General features: G+C 60.9%; 24 protein-coding genes. 7 read left to right on the top strand and 17 right to left on the bottom strand.

The genetic code is table 11. The annotated features are described in order from the left end of the window. Window positions 1-42: 42 nt before the first annotated feature. Window positions 43-1,287, top strand: coding sequence for an OmpA family protein (locus GV819_RS29100; protein WP_161759483.1), 1,245 nt, complete (start codon window positions 43-45; stop codon window positions 1,285-1,287). Between the two features lie 23 nt (window positions 1,288-1,310). Then, window positions 1,311-1,958 carry a pyridoxamine 5'-phosphate oxidase gene (gene pdxH, locus GV819_RS29095; RefSeq protein WP_161759482.1) on the top strand — a complete coding sequence of 216 codons (648 nt, stop codon included), beginning with the start codon at window positions 1,311-1,313 and terminating at the stop codon, window positions 1,956-1,958. A 9-nt stretch (window positions 1,959-1,967) separates the two neighbouring features. Here the strand turns inward: pdxH and GV819_RS29090 are convergent, their stop codons facing one another. Further along, window positions 1,968-2,204, bottom strand: coding sequence for a hypothetical protein (locus tag GV819_RS29090; RefSeq protein ID WP_161759481.1), 237 nt, complete (start codon window positions 2,202-2,204; stop codon window positions 1,968-1,970). A 174-nt stretch (window positions 2,205-2,378) separates the two neighbouring features. Here GV819_RS29090 and GV819_RS29085 point away from each other — a divergent pair, with 174 nt between their 5' ends. Continuing rightward, window positions 2,379-2,843, top strand: a complete 465-nt coding sequence (locus tag GV819_RS29085) for a glycine zipper 2TM domain-containing protein (protein WP_161759480.1) — start codon at window positions 2,379-2,381, stop codon at window positions 2,841-2,843. A 78-nt stretch (window positions 2,844-2,921) separates the two neighbouring features. On the opposite strand, the gene nhaA is transcribed toward GV819_RS29085, so the two are convergent. Further along, window positions 2,922-4,109: a Na+/H+ antiporter NhaA gene (nhaA, locus tag GV819_RS29080; RefSeq protein WP_161759479.1), complete on the bottom strand. Its 1,188-nt coding sequence runs from the start codon at window positions 4,107-4,109 to the stop codon at window positions 2,922-2,924. A gap of 322 nt (window positions 4,110-4,431) precedes the next feature. On the opposite strand from nhaA, the gene GV819_RS29075 reads away from it, so the two are divergent. Continuing rightward, the gene (locus tag GV819_RS29075) at window positions 4,432-5,526 is read left to right on the top strand and encodes a PLP-dependent cysteine synthase family protein (RefSeq protein ID WP_161759478.1); all 1,095 of its coding nucleotides are present in this window, start codon (window positions 4,432-4,434) and stop codon (window positions 5,524-5,526) included. A 140-nt stretch (window positions 5,527-5,666) separates the two neighbouring features. Here the strand turns inward: GV819_RS29075 and GV819_RS29070 are convergent, their stop codons facing one another. From GV819_RS29070 to GV819_RS29060, 3 genes are all read right to left on the bottom strand, one after another. Next, window positions 5,667-7,280 (bottom strand): NAD(P)/FAD-dependent oxidoreductase, encoded by a 1,614-nt coding sequence (locus GV819_RS29070; protein ID WP_161759477.1) that lies wholly within the window; start codon window positions 7,278-7,280, stop codon window positions 5,667-5,669. Between the two features lie 112 nt (window positions 7,281-7,392). Further along, window positions 7,393-8,070, bottom strand: coding sequence for a COG3650 family protein (locus tag GV819_RS29065; RefSeq protein WP_161759536.1), 678 nt, complete (start codon window positions 8,068-8,070; stop codon window positions 7,393-7,395). Between the two features lie 178 nt (window positions 8,071-8,248). Further along, window positions 8,249-8,848, bottom strand: a complete 600-nt coding sequence (locus tag GV819_RS29060; protein WP_161759476.1) for a short chain dehydrogenase — start codon at window positions 8,846-8,848, stop codon at window positions 8,249-8,251. Between the two features lie 104 nt (window positions 8,849-8,952). On the opposite strand from GV819_RS29060, the gene GV819_RS29055 reads away from it, so the two are divergent. Then, the gene (locus GV819_RS29055; RefSeq protein ID WP_161759475.1) at window positions 8,953-9,861 is read left to right on the top strand and encodes a LysR family transcriptional regulator; all 909 of its coding nucleotides are present in this window, start codon (window positions 8,953-8,955) and stop codon (window positions 9,859-9,861) included. A 160-nt stretch (window positions 9,862-10,021) separates the two neighbouring features. Here the strand turns inward: GV819_RS29055 and GV819_RS29050 are convergent, their stop codons facing one another. From GV819_RS29050 to GV819_RS29010, 9 genes are all read right to left on the bottom strand, one after another. Then, complete coding sequence (locus GV819_RS29050) at window positions 10,022-10,528, bottom strand: DoxX family protein (protein WP_161759474.1); 507 nt, start codon at window positions 10,526-10,528, stop codon at window positions 10,022-10,024. A 2-nt stretch (window positions 10,529-10,530) separates the two neighbouring features. Next, on the bottom strand, window positions 10,531-11,301 hold the full coding sequence (locus GV819_RS29045; RefSeq protein WP_161759473.1) for an HvfC/BufC N-terminal domain-containing protein: 771 nt from the start codon (window positions 11,299-11,301) through the stop codon (window positions 10,531-10,533). Beyond that, window positions 11,298-12,188 carry an MNIO family bufferin maturase gene (bufB, locus tag GV819_RS29040; RefSeq protein WP_161759472.1) on the bottom strand — a complete coding sequence of 297 codons (891 nt, stop codon included), beginning with the start codon at window positions 12,186-12,188 and terminating at the stop codon, window positions 11,298-11,300. The genes GV819_RS29045 and bufB overlap by 4 nt, the downstream gene beginning before the upstream one ends. 25 nt (window positions 12,189-12,213) lie before the next feature. Further along, window positions 12,214-12,516, bottom strand: a complete 303-nt coding sequence (locus GV819_RS29035; protein ID WP_161759471.1) for a BufA1 family periplasmic bufferin-type metallophore — start codon at window positions 12,514-12,516, stop codon at window positions 12,214-12,216. A gap of 175 nt (window positions 12,517-12,691) precedes the next feature. Next, a complete protein-coding gene (locus tag GV819_RS29030) occupies window positions 12,692-13,393 on the bottom strand; it encodes an ABC transporter ATP-binding protein (RefSeq protein WP_161759470.1) in 702 nt (233 codons plus the stop codon). Then, the gene (livG, locus tag GV819_RS29025) at window positions 13,394-14,161 is read right to left on the bottom strand and encodes a high-affinity branched-chain amino acid ABC transporter ATP-binding protein LivG (protein WP_161759469.1); all 768 of its coding nucleotides are present in this window, start codon (window positions 14,159-14,161) and stop codon (window positions 13,394-13,396) included. Continuing rightward, window positions 14,158-15,414, bottom strand: a complete 1,257-nt coding sequence (locus GV819_RS29020; protein WP_161759468.1) for a high-affinity branched-chain amino acid ABC transporter permease LivM — start codon at window positions 15,412-15,414, stop codon at window positions 14,158-14,160. Before GV819_RS29020 ends, livG begins: the two co-directional genes overlap by 4 nt. Continuing rightward, complete coding sequence (gene livH, locus GV819_RS29015; RefSeq protein WP_161759467.1) at window positions 15,411-16,334, bottom strand: high-affinity branched-chain amino acid ABC transporter permease LivH; 924 nt, start codon at window positions 16,332-16,334, stop codon at window positions 15,411-15,413. Before livH ends, GV819_RS29020 begins: the two co-directional genes overlap by 4 nt. Before the next feature lie 230 nt (window positions 16,335-16,564). Further along, a complete protein-coding gene (locus tag GV819_RS29010) occupies window positions 16,565-17,692 on the bottom strand; it encodes a branched-chain amino acid ABC transporter substrate-binding protein (protein ID WP_161759466.1) in 1,128 nt (375 codons plus the stop codon). 339 nt (window positions 17,693-18,031) lie between these two features. Between GV819_RS29010 and GV819_RS29005 the strand changes: the two genes are divergently transcribed. After that, complete coding sequence (locus GV819_RS29005; protein WP_161759465.1) at window positions 18,032-18,337, top strand: DUF2288 domain-containing protein; 306 nt, start codon at window positions 18,032-18,034, stop codon at window positions 18,335-18,337. Window positions 18,338-18,624: 287 nt separating this feature from the next. On the opposite strand, the gene GV819_RS29000 is transcribed toward GV819_RS29005, so the two are convergent. Beyond that, complete coding sequence (locus GV819_RS29000; protein ID WP_161759464.1) at window positions 18,625-20,808, bottom strand: hypothetical protein; 2,184 nt, start codon at window positions 20,806-20,808, stop codon at window positions 18,625-18,627. Between the two features lie 198 nt (window positions 20,809-21,006). Here GV819_RS29000 and GV819_RS28995 point away from each other — a divergent pair, with 198 nt between their 5' ends. Continuing rightward, a complete protein-coding gene (locus GV819_RS28995) occupies window positions 21,007-21,903 on the top strand; it encodes an NAD(P)-dependent oxidoreductase (RefSeq protein WP_161759463.1) in 897 nt (298 codons plus the stop codon). Here GV819_RS28995 and GV819_RS28990 read toward each other — a convergent pair. Further along, window positions 21,794-24,076, bottom strand: a complete 2,283-nt coding sequence (locus GV819_RS28990; RefSeq protein WP_161759462.1) for a putative bifunctional diguanylate cyclase/phosphodiesterase — start codon at window positions 24,074-24,076, stop codon at window positions 21,794-21,796. The genes GV819_RS28995 and GV819_RS28990 overlap by 110 nt on opposite strands. A 142-nt stretch (window positions 24,077-24,218) precedes the next feature. After that, on the bottom strand, window positions 24,219-24,587 hold the full coding sequence (locus GV819_RS28985) for a YkgJ family cysteine cluster protein (protein WP_161759461.1): 369 nt from the start codon (window positions 24,585-24,587) through the stop codon (window positions 24,219-24,221). Window positions 24,588-24,617 lie beyond the last annotated feature (30 nt).

The raw sequence follows: 24,617 nt of genomic DNA, 5'->3' as shown, positions 1-24,617 counted from the left end.
GTTATTTAGACCGAATTTTTTATCTCATTTTGTGGATATCCCATGTCGTCGAACAAGTCTCTAGCCTTGGCCATTTGCCTGACCGTCACCGGTTGTGCACAAACCCCACAAAATGAAGCGGATGGCGGCCATTGGTGGTCGTTCGGGTCCGATAAGGCCAGTAGCAAGGAAGCCCCGCAAGCGCCTGAGAAACCGGCTACAGCCGAAGCGGCACCGGCCGCACCTGCGAGCAAAGTCGCGGTAGCGGGCAAGTCCGCTGCTCCCGCAGCCGCTGCGGGTAAAACCACAGCCTCTGCCAAGTCGGCCACGCCTGCTGTCAAAGGCGCCGCCAAACCGGCTGCAGTCGCTGCCGCCGAACCTGCCCCAGCTCCTGTAGCTGCTGCTCCTGTTGCTCCTGCTGCCAAGGCCGAGAGCAGCAACTGGTGGTGGCCGTTCTCCTCCAAGGATTCCGCTGACAAGCCTGTAGCCGAAGCCAAGAAGGTTGAGCCTGCTCCGGCACCGGCTCCCGCAGTAGCCAACACCGCGAATGCTGAAACCCACTGGTGGTGGCCGTTTTCCCAGAGCCAGCCAAAGGCATTGAGCAAGGTCAATGTGGCGGACATCCCGATGCCTGATCCGAAGATTACCCAGGCCTGGCTGGACGATTACGAGCCACGCCTGCGTGAAGCCGTGAAGGACAGCAAGCTGCAAGTAGAACGCCGTGAAAACGTGCTGGTGGTCATTGCCCTGGTAGACGGTTCCTTCAACCCGGACCGTCCAGCCATGCTGCTGCCGGTGACCCTGGGCCCGTTCACCCGCGTAGCCAAGGCGGTTGAAGGCGATTCGAAGACCGCCGTGCTGATTCTCGGGCATGCCGACGCCACTGGCCCGACCCTGGCCAACCAGAAGCTGAGCCGTGATCGTGCCCAGTCGATTGCCGCGATCTTCAGCCTCAGCGGCTTGAAGCAGGATCGCCTGATGCTGCGTGGCATGGGCTCGGTGATGCCTCGTGCGGCCAACGACAGCCCTCAAGGTCGTTCGCTGAACCGTCGTGTGGAAATCATGCTGACTCAGCGCAGCACCATGTTGGGCCTGCTGAGCAAGTACAACCAGCCGACGCCGTCCGAGACTGAAATGGTTGCTGTGCAAGACGCCAAGCCGCCGGTTTCTGCCGTCGCCAGCAAAAAGGCTGCGACCCCCGCGAAAAAATCCACCGTAGCCAAGAAACCGGCAGCCAAGAAGGCTCCAGCGAAGAAGGTCGCGGCTCCGGCGAAGAACGCTACAGCCACCGCTCAGGCTAAAAACTGATTCTCAAGGAAAAGGAAGCAGGCATGACTCAGTCTCTGGCTGATATGCGTCGCGATTACACCCGCGACGGTTTGTCCGAGGACCAAGCTCCGGCCGAACCCTTTGCGCTGTTCCACCAATGGTTTGCCGATGCGCTGAAAACCGAGCAGCCGCCCGTGGAAGCCAATGCCATGACCCTGGCGACCGTCGATAGCGACGGTCGTCCCCATTGCCGCATCCTGCTGCTTAAGGGGCTGGATGAGCAGGGTTTCACGTTCTTCACCAACTACGACAGTGCCAAGGGGCAGCAAATGGCCGCGCGGCCATTTGCCGCCATGACCTTCTTCTGGCCAACCCTGGAGCGCCAGGTGCGGATCGAGGGGCGAGTGGTCAAGGTCACTCCTCAGGAGTCCGATGCCTACTTTCAGGTGCGTCCTCTGGGGAGCCGCTTGGGCGCCTGGGCTTCGCCGCAAAGCCGGGTGATTGCCGATCGTGCAGAGTTGCAGGAGTTGCTCAAGGTCACTGAGGCACGCTTCAGCGACAGCCAGCCCAATTGTCCGGAACATTGGGGTGGTTATCGCCTGCTGCCGGAACGCATCGAGTTCTGGCAGGGGCGCTCCAGCCGCTTGCACGACCGTTTGAATTATCGCCTGCAGGCTGATCGGTGGGGCCGGGAGCGCCTGGCCCCCTAAAAGCTCAGGTTACTCGCCGGGATAGCCGGCTGCGGCGGCTTCCAGCCAATGCGGCAGGTCCCGGCGTTTTACTTTCTGGCGTTGGGCCTCGGCCAGCTGTTGCAGCATGAACTGTTTCTTCTGCTCATCAGTTCCGGCCAGGGACAAGGCCAGGTCCCGGTCTACCCAGCGCTTGATGCGTACGTACAGCCACCAATGGAAATACAGACCGGCAGCAGTGGTCGCGATGATGATGAAGTAATCCATGGGAAATCCTTTGTTCGGTGGCGCTCGGTTGGAAATTGGCGTTACCGTATTGAGAGTGCTTGGCGTTTACGCAGTCTGTACTTTGGCTGAATGAAAGCAATTTTATCCGGGCGACGCCGTGACAGGCGTCAAGCTGCGGAGTCTAATCACTATCTGTCCTTTGGAGTTGATCCTATGCGTAAGTCTGTTTTGCTGGTTGCGTCTTTCACCACGATGGCGATGTTGCTTGGCGGCTGTGCCTCTAACCTGACCGGTGACTCTTACTCCCGTGATGAAGCACGTCGTGTGCAAAACGTACGCATGGGCACCATTGAATCCCTGCGTCCGGTGAAAATCGAAGGTACCAAGACCCCGATCGGCGGTGCTGCCGGTGCTGTGATCGGTGGTGTGGGCGGCAGCGCCATTGGCGGTGGCCGTGGCAGCATCGTCACCGCAGTCATCGGTGCGGTAGCCGGCGGCCTCTTGGGTTCGGCCACTGAAGAAGGCCTGACCCGTACCCAGGGCGTGGAAATCACCGTGCGTGAAGACGACGGCAGCATGCGTGCCTATGTTCAGCAGGTTCAGGAAAACGAAGTGTTCCGGATTGGCGATCGTGTGCGCATCATGACCGTCAACGGTACCAGCCGCGTTACTCGTTAATCGGTTCCCGGTAAAACAAAACCCCGGCCAGGCAACTGGTCGGGGTTTTGTGTTTTCAGGCTGCTGGATCGGTGTGGATCAAGACGCCAGTGGGTTGTTCTTGCGGCTGGCGGCGGCGGTGACGGCGTAGCCGATCAGGGCCGCGAACAGCGAGCCGGTGAGAATCCCCATGCGGTCCATGCCGGCGTACTCGCTGCTGCCAGGGACGAAAGCCAGGGAACCGACGAACAGGCTCATGGTGAAGCCGATCCCGCAGAGGATCGCCACGCCGAAGACCTGGCCCCAGTTGGCTCCGGCCGGCAACGCGGCGATACCGCTCTTGACTGCCAGCCAGGTCAGGCCGAACACGCCAACTGTCTTGCCCAGCAACAGGCCGACAGCGATGCCCATCGGTACCAGGTGAGTGAAGCTCTCGATGGTCACGCCGCTCAGCGACAGACCGGCGTTGGCAAAGGCGAACAGCGGCAGGATGCCGAACGACACCCAGGGGTGCAGTGCATGTTCCAGCGTCTGCACCGGCGAAGGCTCGGCGTTGCGGGTGCGCAAGGGAATGCAGAAGGCCAGGGTCACGCCGGCCAGGGTGGCGTGGACCCCGCTCTTGAGCACGCAGACCCAGAGAATCAGGCCGATGATCATGTAAGGTCCAAGCTTCACCACGCCCATCCGGTTCATCGCCACCAGGGCGGCGATGCAGGCGGCCGCCAGCATCAGCGACAGGGTCGACAGGGCGCCGGAGTAGAAGATTGCGATGATCACGATCGCACCCAGGTCATCGATGATCGCCAGGGTCATGAGAAACAGTTTCAGCGACGTCGGCACCCGCTTGCCCAGCAGTGCCAGTACCCCGAGGGCAAAGGCAATGTCGGTGGCGGTAGGAATTGCCCAGCCATTGAGTGCCGGCGGGTTGTCCCGGTTGAGAAACCAGTAGATCAGTGCTGGCACCAACATGCCGCCAATGGCCGCAGCGCCCGGCAGGACGATCTGCGAAGGCTTGGATAACTGGCCCTCCATGACTTCACGCTTGACCTCAAGGCCGATCAGCAGGAAGAACAGCGCCATCAGGCCGTCGTTGATCCACAGCAACAGCGGTTTGGCGATTTTCAAGGCACCAATCTGGGCCACCACCGGGGTTTCCAGCAGGCCGTTGTACAGCCACGACAGCGGTGAATTATTGATGATCAGGGCCAGGATGGCAGCGGCGATCAATAGCAGACCGCTGGCAGCTTCCATGGCAAAGAAACGAGTGAAAGTGCTACGCAGAGGCAAGGTCGCTCTCCATCTAAAACTAAAAAAGGTGGCACACCCTAACCCGTACAGTTAGTTGTTAAAACAAAAGTTATATTCTTTTTTGTTATATGTAGAAGGCAAACGGCCTGCTGAAAAAGCTTCCTTGCAGTTGTGTTTCCAATTGCTTCCCAGCTGTACCTGTCAGGGGCCGAGGATATTTCCTAACATGTCCGTCCGCGGCGGCTCCCGGGCCGTTTTTCTACAGGGAACAGCGCCAGCTTTTCCCGTGCCTGAATCACCTATGCTGGGTGCACTTCATCTTCTTGCGCCGGCATGGCGTTCGATCCGACGAGAATAGAACATGAGCGACAATCGCCAGTGGGCCCGCGAGGCCATCCGCATCATCGAGGCTGACTTCCAGCGCAGTGCCGACACCCACCTGATTCCATTGCCGCTTCCGGGGCAGCCAGGCATCGAGTTGTATTTCAAGGATGAATCCAGCCATCCCACCGGCAGCCTCAAGCACCGCCTGGCCCGTTCGCTGTTTCTCTATGCCCTGTGTAACGGCTGGCTCAAGCCCGGGGCGCCGGTGATCGAAGCCTCCAGTGGCTCCACGGCGATTTCCGAAGCCTATTTCGCCGGTCTTCTGGGGTTGCCGTTCATTGCCGTGATGCCTGCCACCACCTCCCAGGAAAAGATTGCCCAGATCGCTTTCTATGGTGGCAAGAGTCATCTGGTGCAGGACCCGACGCAGATCTATGCCGAGTCCGAGCGCCTGGCCCGGGAGAGCGGGGGGCATTTCATGGATCAGTTCACCTACGCTGAGCGCGCCACCGACTGGCGGGCCAACAACAACATCGCCGAGTCGATCTTCCAGCAGTTGCGTTTCGAGCGTTACCCGGAGCCCAGCTGGTTGATCTCCAGCCCAGGTACCGGGGGCACCACCGCAACGCTGGGACGTTATGTGCGTTATCGCCAGCACTGCACCCGGGTATTGTGTGCCGACGCCGAGCGTTCGGTGTTCTTCGACTACTACCAGAGTGGCGATGCCAGCCTGCGCCTGGATTGCGGCTCGCGGATCGAAGGCATCGGCCGCCCACGGGTCGAGGCTTCGTTCCTGCCCAAGGTGATCGATGCCATGGTCAAGGTTCCGGACGCCTTGTCCCTGGCGGCCATGCACTACCTGGCCCAACGGCTGGGGCGCCGGGTCGGTGGTTCCAGTGGTACTAACCTGATCGGTGCGCTGATGGCCGCGCAGCAGATGGCCGCCGCCGGTGAGAAGGGCTCGATCGTGGCGATTCTCTGTGATGGCGGCGAGCGTTATGCGACCACCTACTACGATGAGCAGTGGCTGCTGGACCAGGGGTATGAGTTGAAAGCCTTGATGGCTGCGGTAGCCGCCACTGTTGAGCGTGGCGATGCGCTACCCGCCAGCGTGCTTCGCGCGGGTATCTGACCCACAGGAGCCGGCTTGCCGGCGAAGAGGCCTGGAGGTCTTGCGGTGTTCTTGAGAGCGCCTTCGCTGGCAAGCCAGCTCCTACACAGGTGTGAGATGTTTCTTGTAGGAGTTGGCTCGGCGGCGAACGACCGGGGTCTTCAGGCCTGGATGCCGAGGATGTCGCGAGCCACCGCTTCAGCGATGCGAACCCCGTCGACTCCGGCGGAGAGAATGCCCCCGGCGTAACCAGCGCCTTCACCGGCCGGATACAACCCTTTCACGTTCAAGCTCTGCATCGAAGCATCACGGGTGATGCGCAGAGGCGATGAGGTGCGGGTCTCGATGCCGGTCAGCACTGCGTCGTGCAGGGAGTAACCCTTGATCTGCCGCTCGAAGGCCGGCAGGGCTTCACGAATGGCCTCGATGGCGAAGTCCGGCAAGGCCAGTGCCAAGTCTCCCAGGTTCACTCCTGGCTTGTAGGACGGTTCGACGCTGCCCAGGGTGCTGCTGGGTTTGCCGGCGATGAAGTCGCCCACCAACTGCGCCGGGGCCTGGTAGTTGCTGCCGCCAAGGACGAAGGCGAGGGACTCCAGGCGCTCCTGCAGTTCGATACCGGCCAGTGGGCCGCCCGGATAATCCACTTCCGGAGTGATGCCTACAACGATGCCTGAGTTGGCATTGCGTTCGTTGCGTGAGTACTGGCTCATGCCATTGGTCACGACCCGATTCGGCTCGGATGTGGCCGCCACCACAGTGCCCCCCGGGCACATGCAGAAGCTGTAGACCGAGCGGCCGTTCTTGGCGTGGTACACCAGCTTGTAGTCGGCGGCGCCGAGTTTCGGGTGGCCGGCGTACTTGCCCAGGCGTGCGCTGTCGATCAGCGATTGCGGGTGCTCGATACGGAAACCCACTGAAAACGGCTTGGCTTCCATGTACACGCCACGGCCGTGGAGCATGCGGAAGGTGTCGCGGGCACTGTGGCCCAGGGCCAGGATCACGTGCCGGGAGTGCAGTTGTTCACCACTGGCCAGCTCCACACCCTGCAATTGCTCATCCTCGATCAACAGGTCGGTGACCCGTTGCTCGAAGCGCACTTCACCGCCCAGGGCGATGATCTGCTGGCGCATGTTCTCCACCACGCCGGTGAGACGGAAGGTGCCGATGTGCGGCTTGCTGACGTAGAGGATCTCGTCCGGCGCACCGGCCTTGACGAACTCGTGGAGGACCTTGCGGCCATGGTGCTGCGGGTCCTTGATCTGGCTGTAGAGCTTGCCATCGGAGAAGGTCCCGGCACCGCCTTCGCCGAACTGCACGTTGGACTCGGGGTTGAGCACGCTTTTACGCCACAGGCCCCAGGTGTCCTTGGTGCGCTCGCGCACTTCCTTGCCGCGCTCGAGGACGATTGGCTTGAAGCCCATCTGCGCCAGCAACAGGCCGGCAAAGATCCCGCAAGGGCCGAAACCCACCACGATCGGCCGCTCGCTAAGATCTGCCGGGGCTTGTCCCACCACCTTGTAGCTGACATCCGGCGCCGGGTTGACGTTACGGTCGTCGGCGAACTTGAGCAGCAACGGTGCTTCGTCGCGCACGCTGAGGTCGATGGTGTAGATGAAGCACAGTTCGGAAGACTTCTTGCGCGCATCGTAGCTGCGTTTGAACAAGGTGAAATCGAGCAGGTCATCGCTGGTGATGCCCAGGCGCTGCACGATAGCGGCGCGCAGGTCTTCATCGGGATGGTCGATCGGCAACTTGAGTTCGGTGATTCGTAACATGACAGGGTCCGGGTAGGCGGTGCGCAACAGTGCGCCGGCTTGCTTTGCACAAACCGGCGATTATAAGCCGCAATCCACCTTGGCCGTCAGGCTAAAACCGCAGTTCGTCGAATCAGTCGTTGCGCGAACCGCCGAAATAGCCGCAACCGCGCTGGACCTGGCCGTCGACCCGCAGCTCGGCGGTGAGGTGCTGGACGCTACCGGTCACGCTATCGACGCAACGCTGTGGAGCAACCCAGAGCTCCACACGCTGGTGGTTGGCCTCACTGGTGAGATTGAAGCGGCCGTCTCCCAGCTGTTCCTCCAGGTAGGGCAGAGCCAGGGTCGGCTGGCCGGCGCGCTCGATCATCATGCCCTTGGCACTGACATCGACGTTCCAGGCCGGGTTCTTGCTGCCGGCCCGGAGAATCAGGCGTTGGAAGTTGGGATCGTTGCAGGCGCTGCCCGAGCGTTCGATGCGATACAGCTGGCGCAGGTCCAGTTGGCCATCGCTGCTGCCACTGGCGGAGAACTTGCCCCGCAGGTCGGCGAACAGCTTGCCTTGCTTATCAGCCAGGGTGGCGGCTTCCTGCAGCACGCTGGTACCGCCGCCATCACTGATCACGTAGCGGCGATCCTCAGTGCAGGGCTTGAACAGCAGCTTGCCATCGGCCGCGCTGAGTTCACCCTGCATCCGGGTCAGCCCGGCCATGGACGGAGCCCGGGGCTGGTCGTTGAACATCGGCAGCATCTGGCAACCGGCAAACAGTGGCAGCAGAGCGAAACAAATCAGGGAACGGGCGGTGCGCATCATGGGGTCTCCAAACGGAAGCCGACACGTTACGCAGCCAGCCCGGTCACCACAACCCCGGATTGACCGGAACGGGTGGAGCGCACTTGCCGACGCAGAAGCCCGAGAGATTGTCGCCGTCGGCAAGGGAGCCTTCGCTGGCAAGCCCACTCCTGCACCCTAGGTTTCTGCAGGGGCTTCAGCCGACGTGATAGGTCTGGCCAGTCTGCAGGCCTTCCACGCTTTTCGCGTAGGCCAGGGCTACATCAGCCGCCGGCACCGGCTTGAAACCACGGAAGTACGGGGCGTACTTGCCCATGGCTTCTTGCAGCACATTGGGGCTCACGGAGTTGACTCGCAGGCCTCGCGGCAGTTCGATGGCGGCGGCCCGCACAAAGCTGTCGATGGCGCCGTTGACCAGGGCTGCCGAGGCGCCGCTGCGGATCGGATCGTGGCTCAGGACGCCGGTGGTAAAGGTGAAGGAGGCGCCGTCGTTGGCGTACTCGCGACCGATCAGTAGCAGATTGACCTGGCCCATCAGCTTGTCTTGCAGGCCCAGGTTGAAGTGCTCGGCGGTCATCTCTGCCAGGGGCGCGAAGGTGACGTTGCCGGCAGCGCAGACCAGCGCATCGAAGCGCCCGGTCTTTTCAAACAGCGCGCGGATTGACTGGCTGTCGCTGATATCCACCTGGAAATCACCGCGGGTACGGCCGATACGGATGACTTCATGACGTTGCGCCAGTTCCCGGTCAACTGCCGAGCCAACAGTGCCGTGGGCACCGATCAAGAGAATCTTCATGGGCTGTTCCTCTAAAGGGGGGGACGAGGTTGCAGTCTAGAGTGGTTTTTTTCATGGATTAACGTGCTAATAGGCAACCTTTGGTTTTCAAGTGGAAACAATCCATGAGCGAGATGGATGACCTGGCGGCGTTTGCGGTGTTGGTCGAGGCCGGCAGCTTTACCCTGGCCGCCCAGCAATTGGGTTGCAGCAAGGGCCAGTTATCCAAGCGCATCAGCGCCCTGGAGGCGAGGTTCGCCGTGGTGCTGCTGCAGCGCACCACCCGTCGCCTGGACCTGACTGCTGCGGGTGCGGCGCTATTGCCCCAGGCCCAGGCCTTGGTGGTTCAGGTCGAGCGGGCGCATCAGGCATTGGCCCGGCTCAAGGACGACATGGCTGGGCCGGTGCGGCTGACGGTGCCGGTGTCGCTTGGAGAAACCTTTTTCGACGGTCTGCTGCTGGAGTTCTCCCGGCATTATCCTGAAGTGCAGATCGAGCTCGACCTGAGCAACGGCTACCGTGACCTGACCCGGGAAGGTTTTGACCTGGCAGTACGCTCGGACGTCGCCAACGATCAGCGCCTGGTAGCCCGGCCATTGCTGGCCTGGCATGAAATGACCTGTGCCAGCCCGGCGTACCTGGAGCAGTACGGCGAACCGCAGACGCCCAAGGCGCTGGCCGAGCACCGCTGCCTGCTCAACAGCCATTACAGCGGGCGCGAGGAGTGGTTGTATCACCAGCGTCACGAACTGCTGCGGGTACGTGTCTCCGGGCCTTTCGCCAGCAACCACTACAACCTGTTGAAGAAGGCCGCCCTGGTGGGTGCGGGTATCGCCCGGTTGCCGTCCTATGTGCTGCACAGCGAATTGGCGGACGGCCGCCTGCGCTGGTTGTTGCGTGATTACCAGACCCGCAGCATGCCGATGTACCTGGTGCACCCTTACCAGGGCGGCCTACCCAAGCGTACCCAGGTACTGGCCGACTACCTGATGGATTGGTTCCGCCGCAGCGGCGAGGCCCTGGATCGCTTGTAGCCCGCGGTGGCTGGTGCTGCTCTGCGCGCCATGTCTTGAGGCTTGGCATTGCCGCGGGCTGGGGCCGGGGTTGGCTAACCCTGAGCTCGCCGCGTTCTCGAATGCGCCCTTGGCGTCTAGCGGCCTGCGGCAGCAGCAACAAGCAGCGTTTCAGCCACAGCTATGGCGCGTGCCGATAGCGACGGGCAAGCAGATGATCGAGGGACAATACGCCCGGGCCACGGGCCAGCAACAGCAGGAAGATCGCCGCCCAGGTGCCGTGGGTCGGGTAGGCATCCGGGTAGACGAACAGCTGGATGGTCAGTGTCATCCCCAGCAGCGCCAGGGCGGAAAAGCGCGTGGCCAGGCCCAAGAGGATCAGCATCGGAAAAAAATGCTCGGCAAAGGCCGCCAGGTGCGCCGCCACTTCCGGCGCCAGCAGGGGCACGTGGTACTCGCTCTTGAACAGGGGAATGGTCGAGTCCGCCAGGTGCGGCCAGCCCAGCTGGAAGGTGCCGTCGACCAGGTCGATGGCCAGCCCCTCGACCTTGGTCTGTCCGGATTTCCAGAACACCGCGGCAATGGAAAAACGCGCGATAAAGGCGATCAGGCTGTAGGGAATACGCTCAAACCCTTGAATGATCCGATTCACCAGTCCGGCAATGGGCGTATGTGTCTGGGTGTTCATGGTCAGGCCTTCTTGTGGGGTTGCAGGTCAATGACGGCGCCGTGGCCGAGCAGCAGGCCCAGGCACTGGCCCAGGTCAAAGTCGGCTTGGGCATCCAGGGCATAAGCGGCGGCGATTTCAAGCGGCCATTGGTTGTGTAGGCTATCGATGAAGGCCATGCAGCCGGCGTCGACTGCGATCACTTCGACCTCCAGGGCGTTGCGCAACACCAGCACGTACTGGCTCTGTTGCAGGTTGAACTGCGGCCATTGGCCGTCGCCCTGATGGGCCGCCCACAGGTTCACCACGGCGTAGCTTGAATGCAGGGTGCGCAATGACGGATGCAGTTGCAGGCGCGATTGGCCAAGGCTCTCCGGCTGGCTCATCGCCGCCAGCAGGCGTGCCGGTTCCAGCGGTTGGGCATCGGCGGCGTGATAGGCCTCGACTCGCAGTCGTTCAAGCCGCGCGACATCGGCCAGATAGGGCAGGGCCGCAGCGGCAGCGAAGCCCTGGATAAAGTCGCCAAAGTCCTGGCCATAGTCATTGAGCAAGGGGCTGCGGGGGGCGAAGTCCTGTACATAGAGCCGTGCCATGGCGTTGAAGAAGTCCTCGCCCACCAGTTGCATCACCACCGGGTAGGACTCTGCCAGGGCGTTGATCAATGAGCCTTGCACGTTGTTGCGGTAGACCGCGAAGCGGCTCGCGGGGTCGGCGCCGTTGCTGCTGCACAGGCCCGGCGGGCAGCTCGGGTCGGCGCTGAGCAGGGCTTTGGCAAATTGCGCCTGGCCGCTCATGGCTGCACCTGGGCACTGAGCAGCAAGGCTTCTGCTTGACAGGCTTCGGCCTGGAGGGTGGCAAAGGTCGGTATCCGGTTATCCCGTTCGATCAGGGTGGCCATGGGCCCGATGCGCTCCAGCACCTGTTGGTACAGGTTCCAGACCGCGCGATCCACCGGGGCGCCGTGATCGTCGATCAACAGGCGATCACCGAGGTTGTCCTGGTCTTCGGCGAATCCCGCCAGATGGATTTCGCCCACCACCTGCAATGGCAATGCCTGCAGGTAGGCCAGGGGATCGCGCTGGTGATTGATGCAGGACACGTAGACATTGCTGACGTCCAGCAGCAGGCCGCAGCCGCTACGCTGGATCACCTCGCGGAGGAAATCGGTCTCGTCCAGGGTCGAGCGCTGAAACTGCAGGTAAGTGGCCGGATTTTCCAGGAGCATCGTTCGGCCCAGGTGGTTCTGCACCTGGTCGATGTGTTCGCAGACCCGGCGCAAGGTCGGCATGTCGTAGGCCAGGGGCAATAGGTCATTGAGAAACACCGGGCCGTGGCTGGACCAGGCCAGGTGTTCGGAAAAGCACTGGGGTTGATAGCGTTTGATCAACACCGCCAGCCGATCCAGGTGTTCGCGGTCCAGGGGACCTTCGCCACCGATGGACAGGCCGACGCCGTGCAGCGATAGCGGATAGCGCTCGCGGATCAAACCCAGGTAATGATGAAAGGGGCCGCCCGCCACCATGTAGTTCTCGGCATGCACCTCGAAAAAGCCGATTTCGGGCCGCTGCTCGAGTACTTCCTTGAAGTGCTCGGTCTTGAGCCCCAGGCCTGCACGGGGCGGCAGGCTCAAGGCACAGGCCTGAGTGTCGTGGCGGGGATGTTGGGACTGGGCGGTGTTCATCATCGACACTCAGGCAGGCGCAGGATCAGGACTTGGCTTTGAAGGCTTCGAGCTGGCCGAAACCTGTGGGTGAGGTGCTGCTGGCGGTTTTATCGCAGGTGCCTTTGGGCACCAGTTTCCAGGAGTTGGCCTGGTCGTTGACCTTGGAGGTCCCGGCGCAGGTAGTGCCGGCGCCTGCGGCGCAATCGTTCTTGCCTTTCATGGCCACGCCGAAGCATTTCTCCATGTCGTCGGCGGCATGGACGGTGGTGGAGACGGCGGCGATGCTCAGGGCGGAACCCAGGGCCAGGACCAGGGCAGTGGCGGACAGGGTGCGAGTAGTGCTCATGATGTTTCTCCAGAGTGGGTCGGTTAAGGAAGCATTCTTGCTTGCTTACCCCTCTAGAGAAGGCTAGGTGGTATTCGTTACAGCGCACGGCAGATATTTTCCCGGAAATAGCGTGGGAGCCGGTCCCGGGATAAAAAAAACGGCCCCGAAGGGCCGTTTTTTCCAACGCGGGTGCTTATCCGCCCAGGTAGGCTTCGCGCACCTTCGGATCGGTCAGCAGCGACTCCCCCGTGCCTTGCATGACGACTCGGCCGTTCTCCAGCACATAGGCGCGGTCGGCGATCTTCAACGCCTGGTTGGCGTTCTGCTCCACCAGGAACACCGTCACGCCATCACGGCGCAACTGCTCGATGATGTCGAAGATCTGCTGGATGATGATCGGCGCCAGGCCCAGGGACGGTTCGTCCAGGAGCAGCAGCTTGGGTTTGCTCATCAACGCACGGCCAATGGCGAGCATCTGCTGCTCACCACCGGACATGGTGCCGCCACGTTGTGAGAAACGCTCCTTGAGCCGTGGAAACAGCCCCAGGACCTTGTCCATCTGCTCTTGATAGTCGCCCTTGTCGGTGAAGAAACCGCCCATGGCGAGGTTCTCCTCCACGGTCAGGCGGGCAAACACTCGGCGGCCTTCCGGTACCACGGCAATGCTCTTGCGCATGATCTGCGCCGAAGTTTGCCCCACCAGCTCTTCACCCAGGTAGCGGATGCTGCCGCTGTGGGCCTGGGGTGAACCGCAGAGGGTCATCAGCAGGGTGGACTTGCCGGCGCCGTTGGCACCGATCAGGGTGACGATCTCGCCTTGGCGGATCTCGACGTTGACGCTGTGTAACGCCTGGATCTTGCCGTAGTAGGTGGAAACGTTTTCGAACTGCAGCATTTACGCTTCCCCCAGGTAGGCTTTGATCACTTCAGGATTGTCGCGGATCTGCTCCGGCGTACCGTCAGCCAGGGGCGTGCCCTGGTTGATCACGACGATATGGTCGGAAATGCTCATGACCAGTTTCATGTCGTGTTCGATCAGCAGCACGGTGACGTTGTGTTCTTCACGCAACATGCTGATCAGCGCTTTCAGGTCCTCGGTTTCCTTGGGGTTCAGGCCGGCGGCCGGTTCGTCGAGCATGAGGATCCGCGGGCGGGTCATCATGCAGCGGGCGATTTCCAGACGGCGCTGCTGACCATAGGCCAGGGTGCCGGCGGGACGGTTGGCGAATTCCCGCAGGTTGACCTTGTCCAGCCAGTAGCCGGCGTACTCCATGGCCTCATGTTCGCTCTTGCGGAACGCCGGGGTCTTGAACAGGCCGGAGAGGAAGTTGGTGTTCAGGTGACGATGCTGGGCGATCAAGAGGTTCTCGAGCGCGGTCATGTCCTTGAACAACCGCACGTTCTGGAAGGTCCGCACCACGCCTTTGCGGGCGATCTTGTGGCCAGGCAGGCCCTGGATCGGCTCGCCGTCCAGGAGGATGCTACCGGCGCTTGGCTGGTAGAAACCGGTCAGGCAGTTGAATACTGTGGTCTTGCCGGCACCGTTCGGGCCGATCAGCGCCACCACTTGTTTTTCCTTGACGGTCAGGGCCACGCCGTTGACCGCCAGCAAGCCGCCGAAGCGCATGCTCAGGTCCGTTACTTTGAGGATCTCACGGCTCATTTGCGCAGCTCCATGTGAGGACGTTGCATGGGCAGCAGACCTTGAGGACGCCAGATCATCATCAGCACCATCATGGCGCCGAACATCAACATGCGGTACTCGCTGAATTCACGCATCATTTCCGGCAACAGGATCATTACCGTGGCGGCGAGAACGACGCCCAGTTGCGAGCCCATGCCACCCAGCACGACGATGGCGAGGATGGTCGCCGACTCGATGAAGGTGAAGGACTCCGGTGTCACCAGTCCTTGGCGCGCGGCGAAGAAGCTGCCGGCGAAACCAGCGAAGCAGGCACCCAGGGTAAATGCCGAAAGCTTGATAATGGTCGGGTTCAACCCCAGCGCCCGGCAGGCGATTTCGTCTTCACGCAGCGCTTCCCAGGCACGCCCCAATGGCATGCGCAGCAAACGGTTGATAACGAACAGTGCGAACAGCGCCAGCAGCACCGCAATCAGGTAAAGGAAGATCACCTTGTTGATAGGGTTGTAGGTCAGGCCGAAGTACCCGTGAAACGTCTGCAAGCCCTCGGCAGCGGTTTTATCGAAGGTCAGCCCGAAAAACGTTGGCTTGGGAATGTTACTGATGCCGTTCGGGCCACCGGTAATGTCGGTCAGGTTACGCAGGAACAGACGGATGATTTCACCGAAGCCCAGGGTCACGATCGCCAGGTAGTCACCGCGCAAACGCAAGACCGGGAAGCCCAGCAGGAAGCCGAAGGTGGCGGCCATCATCCCGGCGATTGGCAGGCAGATCCAGAAGCTCAGACCGTAGTAGTGCGACAGCAGCGCATAGCTGTAGGCGCCGACGGCGTAGAAGCCGACATAACCGAGGTCAAGCAGACCGGCCAGACCGACGACGATGTTCAGGCCGAGGCCGAGCATCACGTAGATCAGGATCAGCGTGGCAATGTCCACTGCACCGCGGGAGCCGAAGAACGGCCAGACCAGGGCACCAATGATCAGCGCAATGATGATCCAGCGTTGGGTGCCTGGCAGGCTCAGGAAGGTACTGGCCCTGGCCGGGATCATCGGCATGCTTGGCGAGGATTTCCACGCTGCGCTGATCTTCTGGTCGAACAGCACCCGCAGGAACATCAGCACCGAGCAGACGGCGATGGTGATCAGCGTGGCGTTGCTGGTGCCATGCACTTCGAGGTTGATGCCGACGATGGTCAGTTTCAGACCGAGTACCGGGTAGGCCACGGCCCACACCAGCAAGGCGCTGAACAACGCCTGTTTGAGATTCCTAGTCATACTTTTTCAACCTCCGGGCGGCCCAGCAGGCCGGTAGGCCGGAACAACAGCACCAAAACCAACAGGCCGAACGCTACAACATCCTTGTACTGGTCACCGAACACGTCGGCGCCAAAGGCTTCGGCCACCCCCAGCACCAGCCCGCCGAGCATCGCGCCCGGGATACTGCCGATGCCGCCCAAGACCGCTGCGGTGAAGGCCTTGAGGCCCACCAGGAAACCGGCGTTGGGGTTGATCACTCCGTATTGCATGCTCAGCAGCACAGCGGCGATGGCCGCCAGTGCAGCGCCGATCACGAAGGTCAGGGCGATGATGTTGTTGGTATTGATCCCCAAGAGGTTGGCCATCTTGATGTCCTCGGCACAGGCGCGGCAGGCGCGACCCAGGCGAGAGCGAGAGATGAACAACGTCAGGCCGAGCATGGCGACCAGGGTCACCACGAATACCACGATCTGCATGTAGGAAATCAGCACTTCATGTGCACCGCCTGGCCCGATGGAGATGTTGCCCGGGATCAGGTTGGGGATGGATTTGTCCTTGGAGTCTTGCGCCAGCAGAACGGTGTTCTGCAGGAAGATCGACATGCCGATGGCAGAGATCAGTGGGATCAGGCGGTTACTGCCACGCAACGGGCGGTAGGCGATCCGTTCGATACTGTAGCCATAGGCACTGGTGACGACGATGCTCGCGATGAAGGCTGCGGTCATCAATAGCGGGACACTGTCGAGTCCCATCATGGCCAGCCCTGCGATGGCGATGAACGCCACATAGGAACCAATCATGTACACCTCGCCGTGGGCGAAGTTGATCATTCCAATGATGCCGTAAACCATCGTATAGCCGATGGCGATCAAGGCATACGTGCTGCCAACGGTGAGACCGTTAACCAGCTGTTGGAAAAAGTGATAGAGGTCAGGCATTACAACGCTCCTAAAAACCTGATACGCATTTCACTGGTGGAGTCATTTTCCCGCCCAGACCCCGTGGATCTGCACCCACTTCGGGCTGGGTTTTGCCAGCGAACCGCTGATGACGGTTTTGAGATTTTCAGGTGGGGAGGCTCCCGGATCACGGGAGCACGGCCCATACATTCGTAAAACAAAGCCCACGGCGAGCCGTGGGCTTTATTGGCAGTCAGTCAGGCCGCGCCTTACTGAGGGGAAACTTCGGTTTTAGGTTTGCCGAAGTGCCACTCGTAGACCACGAATTTGAAGTCTTTCAAGTCACCCTTGGCGTCGAAGCTCAGGTCGCCAGTGGGGGTCTTGAAGGTGCCGGCGTGGATGGCTTCAGCCACCTTGGCCGGGTCTTCGCTCTTGGCGCTGGTGATGGCGCCGGCGATGACTTCAACGGCAGAGTAGGAAGGGAATACGAAAGGACCGCTCGGGTCTTCTTTCTTGGCCTTGAACGCGTCAGCCAGGGCAACGTTGGCCGGGTCCTGGTCGAAGGATTTGGGCAGTGTCACCAGCAGGCCTTCGGAAGCATCCTTGGCGATCTGCGAAATGGAGTCGTTACCCACACCTTCCGGCCCCATGAACTTGGCTTTCAGGCCTTTTTCCTGGGATTGACGCAGGATCAGGCCCAGCTCCGGGTGGTAGCCGCCGTAGTAGATGAAGTCGACGTTGGCCTGCTTGAGCTTGGCGATCAGCGAAGAGAAGTCCTTGTCGCCGGCGTTGATGCCTTCGAACACGGTAACCTTGGTGCCTTTCTTCTCCAGGGTCTGCTTCACGGCGGTGGCGATACCTTCACCGTACTGTTGCTTGTCGTGGAGCACGGCAACCACTTTGGGCTTCACGTGGTCGGCAATGTAGTTACCGGCGGCAGGGCCCTGGGCGCTGTCCAGGCCGATGGTGCGGAACACCATCTTGTAACCACGGGCGGTGATTTCCGGGCTGGTGGCGGCCGGGGTGATCATCACCACGCCTTCGTCTTCGTAGATGTCGGAAGCGGGTTGAGTGGAGCTGGAGCACAGGTGGCCGACCACGAACTTGACGCCATCGTTGACCACTTTGTTGGCGACGGCCACGGCTTGTTTCGGATCACAGGCATCATCGTATTCAACGGCTTCAAGTTTCTTGCCGTTGACGCCGCCCTTGGCGTTGATCTGCTCGATGGCCATTTTCGAGCCACTGAACTGCATGTCGCCGTACTGGGCTACCGGGCCGGTCTTGGGGCCGGCGATACCGATCTTGATGGTGTCAGCTGCGAACGAATGGCTGGCAACTCCGGCCAGGACCATAGCGGCAAACAGTTTGGAAATCTGCTTAGTAGCCTTATTCATAGTGCTCCACTCTTGCTGTTGTAATTTTTATAGTTCCGGCGGCCTTGGTCGCAGAACCGAGTCAGATAACTCTCGTATATCCGTCGGAAATGCCCCTGGCAACTGTACCGGTACAGTGTAGAGCGCCGGTTGTTCGCTTGAAAAGCTGGCTGCTGGGGGCAAAAACGCGGGGTGTCGCTTAATTGAAAGAAAAAGACAGATTTGCGGCGTGGCTTGCGCCCGGTTCGACGTCAGTTCCTGGCGCTTCTGAGCTTCTCGATCGGTGATGCGGTTGCTTCTGGGTTTTTCTGCCAGACCGCCGACGTTATGATTGCGCCGATTTCTTTTCTGGACAGTCCCATGATTCAAGAACCTAGCACCCTCTATGCCAAGCTGCTTGGCGAGACCGCATCTATCAGTTGGAAGGAACTGGAGCCGTTCTTCGCCAAGGGTGCCCTATTGTGGGTCGATACCGACCTGGATCTGATCGAGGCGGCCCAGGCCGTGGCCGAGAATCAGGCGGAAAAAGTGGCGGCCTGGCTGGCCCAGGGAAAGGTCGAGAAACTGTCTGCGACGCGGGCATCCGATCTGCTGGAACGTGATCCGACGCTGTGGGCGGTGGTGGTTTCGCCCTGGATTATGGTCCAGGAAAGGGCACCCAGCTAAGGGTGTGCACCGATAAGGGGCGTGATTTTGTCGGACAAAAGTGTGTAGCCGAGTAACCGTGAATCCAGTGATGGCATCTTGCCGTGGAGAAAGGCCCCACAAGGGTTTCAGCCAAGGTGACGTTCACGGAAGGGGCACAGTTTCAAGCCTGTCCGACGAGCTGCTTAATTGTTTCCTGGTGTGAGCAAATTGACCGTTCGCCGGCAAGCGGAACACCGCCCGGCCGCTCCTGCACGTTAGGGAACTCCCCTACACGTGCAGGAGCCGGCTCGCCGGCGAAGCCCTTCTTAATGGTCGGTCTTGCCCGTGTGGCTATTGAGGGAGATGACCCGGGTCTTGCCGATGCGGTGACGGTAGATTTCCCGCAGGTACTTGATGGCCTTCTTCACGCAATCGCGGGACAGGCGGATGTCGTTGATCGAGACGAACTTGTCCTTGTCGTTGATCAGCTCGCGGTACTTCTTCTCGTACATCGGTTTGATCGCATACCAGTTGGTGTCGAGGATCTTCGCCGGGTTCTCGAACTCATTGAGCAGGTCGTCGATGCGGTCTTCATCGAAATGCTCGCTGACGATGAAGTCCAGGACCGAGTTGTCCAGGGTGTCATCGAAGCGGTACGGGTTACGCGCAAAGCAACGCTTGATAAAGGCCACGATCAGGGTCAGGAAGTCGTCCGACAGGCATGGGCTCTTGGCGATCAAGGTGGTCAGCGACAGGTTGGCCGACGCACCAATCACCAGCGCATAGCGCTTGAGCGTGGTGTTGGGGAACAGGCTGTTGAGGTGGGTCTTGAGCCGGTTCAGGTCCATGTAGGACAGCTTGTAGTCCTTGGGCAACGAGACGATGCAGACCACCGACGAGCAGTTTTTGAAGAAGTGCAGGTCATGCAGGGCCGCGGCGTCGTAGCCTGAGGCCTTGTATTGGTCCAGCGCCGCGCGATATCGCGTCGATTCGATCGGCAGCAGGCTGATGCCCTCGATGGCCTGGGTCACCTTGTTGAAGTGCGGCAGGTCGATGGAGCGGAAGAACAGGTCATCGATGTTCAGGCGCTGCGGCTCTTTCTCGAACACCTTGAACTTGTCGCCGGTCGGCACGGGCGTTTCCGGGACCACGGACTCGGCGTAGGCAATTGCCACAGGGCCTGCCAGGCTCATGAACAGGTCGTTGGCGTCCAGGCGGATGGTTTCGCCGATGTCGATGCCGGCACGCCGGAAGTAGTTCTGGTCGTAGTCGGTGGTCACTGCTTGGGCGGTGAGGATGTTGAAGATCTGCTGGGAGATGTACTGGTTGGCGTGCTTCTCCATGGCGTTGACGTCGATGTTCTGGATGTTGCCGTCATCGCTTTCTTCGGCGTAGCGCATGATGTCGTTGGAAATCAGCATCATCGCGTTCCATGGGCGGATACGCCCCATGACGCTGGCTTCGCTGCTGTCTTCATTGTCGAAGTTGTAGGAGAAGTCCCACTCTTCCGAGAGGTACTTGCACAGCAGGCGCCCGGCGTTGATGTGCAGTGCCTCGGACATTTCACTGCGGTGGTCCGAGATGTTCGGCAGCACGCAGATGCCGCTGGTGAAGATCGGCTCGAAGACGAAGGAGTGACCGCTCTTGCTGTCGTGCTCGTCCATCGGCTTGGTGTCGAACGTCTTGTTCATGTACGAGTACTGCTGGGCCAGGCCGAATTCCGAAGCCATGCCCGAGCCGGTGCCGCCGCCGGCACTGAAGATCGAGAAGTACAGGCGCGATTGGTTGGCCTTGATCCCGCAGGAGTCGATCAGGTACGAGTGGATCATCTTCCAGTCGGGGCTGGAGAAGCGCTGGGTGTCCTTGTTGAGGATGATCTTGGCCAGGTACTGGCCGAGGATCGGCGCGTTACCGGCGCCGCCGGCGTGGACTTCCGAGAGGTCCATGATCTTCATTTTGCTGTAGTCGCGGATGAAGCCGCTTTTTTCACCCTTGCGCGAGAAGCGGATGCGCCCGGCAATGTCCTTGTCCAGGTCGCCGAGCATCACCAGCGGTTCTACCAGGAACACCGGTTTGCTGGCCTTGTTCTGGCCCAGGCGCAGGTTCTGGCGGATCCACTGGCCGGGGCTGTAGCCGCCGCTTTCGTAGGACTTGTCTTCGTTATTGAATTCGTTGAGGTAGAACTTGCGGGCGTTGTACACCAGCTCCGCTACATCCAGGGCGATATTGGAACCACAGCGACCGAGGCCGATCAGGCACACCGACGGGAACTCCTGGTCGCGGCGGTTTTCCTGCTCGGCTTCCAGATGCAGGGGCTGCGGGAACACGCTGTCGCGCAGGCCATCGAGGTTGTCGAGGATGCGGTCAGTGTTGGTTTCGGTGAAGTACAGGTACTGCTGGGTCGACAAGGGGCGTGAACTGGACAATGGCTTCGTATCTGAGGGGCTTGAGGTAGGGGAGGTCAGCGTCATCTCGGAGACTGCGTTGGCAGGATTGTTTTTAGAAGTCATTGTGCGCCATATGCCTGGTCAGGTTGGCTCGCGGACGAGGTGTCGTCGAACCATCACGGAATGGGACCTCGCCGCTGCGTGGAGCGCGAATTTTACCCAAGGCGTCAGGGTGTCGTCTGAGCGTCGCTCGGGGGAATCCTTTCCTGAATCATGATGAATCGGCCAGTATTCGGTGATCTTTAATCAAATGAGGGCAATATGATGTCAGCGTTACCTTCGCTCGGGTTTGCCGGGATCGGCCTGATGGGACTGCCCATGTGCCGGCGTCTACTGGCTGCGGGCTATTCGCTGGTGGTCTGGAACCGTAACCCGGAGAAATGCGCGCCCCTGGTGGCCGCCGGAGCGCGACAAGTCGCCACACCGGCGCGGCTTTGCGAGCACGCGGATCTGGTGCTGCTGTGTCTGGCCAATACCGAGGTGGTGCGCGAGGTGGTGTTCGGGGTCGAGGGTGTTGCCCACGGCGCCCGGGCCGGGCAATTGCTGCTGGACCTGTCCAGCCTGGAACCCACCGCCACTCGGGAAATGGCCGCCGAGTTGGCGCGCCGCAGTGGCATGGGCTGGGTCGATGCTCCGGTTTCCGGCGGCACTCCGGGCGCCGAGTCCGGCAGCCTGGCGATCATGGTGGGCGGTGAAGCGGCGGATCTTGATCGGGTTCGCCCGGTACTGCTGGCCCTGGGGCAACAAGTGACGCATATGGGGGCGGTGGGCGCTGGACAGGTAACCAAGGCCTGCAACCAGATGATCGTTGCCTGCAATGCCCTGGTAATTGCCGAAGTGGTGGCCCTGGCCGAGCGCTCGGGAGTCGATGCGCGATTGCTCGCCGAGGCCCTGGCCGGAGGCTTCGCTGATTCCAAGCCGTTGCAGATCCTCGCCCCACAAATGGCCGAAAGCCGTTTCGAACCGGTTAAGTGGCATGTGCGAACCCTGCTCAAGGACCTGGATGGCGCGGTGAAGTTTTCCCGCGAGCAAGGTTCGGCGACGCCGATCAGCGGGTTAGCTGCACAGTTGATGCGTCTGCATGGTGGGCAGGGCTATCTGGAAAAGGATCCTGCAACCCTGGTTCAGCTCTATCGGGCCCCGGTATCCGCGGACTGACGGCGATAGTGGCATGACGCTGGTCGAGTTCATTGAGCACCTCGCGCAGGTCTTGCAGCGGCACTGGGCGACTGAGCAGGTAGCCCTGCAGGTAGTCGCAGCCGTAGCGTTCGAGAAACTGCTGCTGTTCCAGGGTCTCGACCCCTTCAGTGACCACCTGCAGGTGCAGGGTGTGAGCCATGACGATGATCGCCTGGACGATCTCCATGTCCTGGGTCGACTTGGGGGTGTCCTGGATGAACGAACGATCGATCTTCAGGGTATTCAGGGGCAGGCGCTTGAGATAGGCCAGGGATGAATAGCCGGTGCCGAAGTCATCGATCGACAGTGACACCCCCAGGCCGCGAATCTGCTTGAGCAGTGTCAGGGTGCTGGAGATGTTGCCCATCAGGGCATTTTCCGTGACCTCCAGCTCCAGCCTTTGCGGTGCTACCTGGGCATTGCGCAGGGCGCTCTCGATTTCGCCGGCGAGGTCTTCGCGGGTCAGGTTCAAGGCTGAGCAGTTGACCGCGATTTTCATTTCGTCGCGACCGTTGCGCGACAGAAAGGCCAGGTCCTCGCAGGCCTTGCGCAGTACCCAGTTATCCAGTTCGGCGATCAATCCGTTGGCTTCGGCGATGTTGATGAAGCGATCCGGGGTCAGCAGCCCGTGTTGTGGATGCTGCCAGCGAATCAGCGCTTCGAGCTTGGTGACCCTGGCAGTCTTCAAGTCATAGATCGGTTGGTAGTACAGCAGCAGCCCTTGGTCATCGCGCAGGGCGTTGCGCAGTTCCTCTTCCAGTTGCAGTTCCAGGGTGGCACGGGTCTTCAGGTTGGAGCTGAAGAAGTGCAGGTTGTTGCGCCCGGCATCCTTGGATTGATACAGCGCCAGGTCGGCGTTCTTCAGGAGTTCTTCGCAGGTCTTGCCATCGTCGGGGAAGACGCTGATGCCGATGCTGCTGGTCATCACCATGCGCCGTCCCCCCAACTCAATCGGTTCCTTCATCTTCTGCATGATGCGCTGGGCCATGTGTCGGGCTTCTTCACGGTCATACAGGTTGATGAGGATGCAGAACTCATCGCCGCCCAGGCGTGCCACCACGTCTTCATGGCTGCGGGTGGAGCTCTTGATATGCCCGGCAATGACCTTGAGCAGTTCGTCGCCGGCGTCGTGGCCGAGGCTGTCGTTGATGCGCTTGAAGTGGTCGATATCGAGGAACATCACCGCGAGCATGCCGCCGAAAGTGGTTTTTTCCATCAGCTTTTCTGCAAACAGCTGGTTGAAGCCGCGGCGGTTGATCAGGTTGGTCAGGGCGTCGTAGTGGGCTACCTGCTGCAGCGACACCCGGGCCTGGTCGAGTTGCGAGAGCAGGGCGTTGACCCGGCGCAGGTCGTGCTCCTTGAGTTGCAGCTTCTTGTCCGCCAAGGCCGCGCTGATGCCACTGCCAATGATCAACAGGCTGATTACGCTGAGGGTCAGTCCCAGTTGCAGGTGTCCGTTGGGCACCACTGAAGCGGGCAGGCTGCCGGCGGGCAGTACCAGGGTCATGGACCAGACCCCGGTGAAGTGCATGAGTACGATGGCGCCGCCGAGCACTAGGCTACTGGCGTACTTGAGCAACTGATGGAACATTCCGCTGCCGTCGCTCAGGTATCGGGACAGCAGCAACGCCGCGAGGCTACAGCCGATTGCCACCAGCACCGACAGTCCCATGAGCAACGGCTCGTAGTACAAGCTGGCGCTGGAGCGCATGGCTGCCATGCCCACGTAGTGCATGGTGCAGATGCCCAGCCCGATCCATACCGCAGCGACGCCATAACGCCACCATGGCAATCGGGCATGGCTCAGGGTGTTCATCGCCAACCAGGCGGCGATCAGCGCGATCAGTAGGGACAGCAGGGTCAATGGCAGGTCGTAGTGAATCTCCAGAGGCGCCTCGAACGCCAGCATGGCGATGAAGTGCATGGACCAGATACCGCCAGCCAGGCTGCAGGCGCCCACCCAGCGCCACAAGCGTTGGCTGGCTGGCCGCTCGACGTGGCTGACACGTTCGGCCATATCCAGGGTGGCGAAGCTGGCGGCGCAGGCCACCAGATAAGCCAGCAGCACCAGAACCGGGTTGTGGGTGCAATGGAGAATCACCTGACCGGTGTCTGGAAGCTCGGTAATGAAATGCACACCCAGCCAATCCATAGCACGCCCATCTCTGAGTCATCTGGTGTCGGCGCAGCCACGCGCCAATGAGTGTTTGCAGTATAGAAGGCACCCGGTGGCTGCAATGGGAGGTGGCATTTTGGTTCTAATGATTTTCTTATGAGCCTTATCGCTAGGAGTGCTAAGCGCTTTCCTCGTACCAGGGTTCGATGTCCACAGGCTCCAGGGGCGCCAGGCCAAAGGCGGCGCGAGCGGCGTCGCAGTCGCTGTTGTGCTGGCCGTCGACCCAGGAGGCTTCGAACTCCCGGCACGGACTGGAGCGCTGTTCATAGATCGAGCAACTGACGCCGGTGCCGACCTCGCCTTCCAGGGAAATGCAGCGCGGCGATTTGCAGTCGGTGCCGAGCATCGCTACTCGAGTGGGGCTGATGCTCTGCACCAGATCATCAGGGACCGTGCCACCGGATGAGGCGCATTCGCCCCAGAAAAAAGACACACGAAAGTATGAACAGCAGGCACCGCAATTCAGACACGGACTGGCTTCGGACATGGGCGGATTCGATAGGGGGAGGGATGGGTA

The organism is Pseudomonas sp. Fl5BN2 (assembly GCF_009908205.1).
Taxonomy (GTDB): domain Bacteria; phylum Pseudomonadota; class Gammaproteobacteria; order Pseudomonadales; family Pseudomonadaceae; genus Aquipseudomonas.
This window is presented reverse-complemented; position numbering and strand designations above follow the sequence as displayed.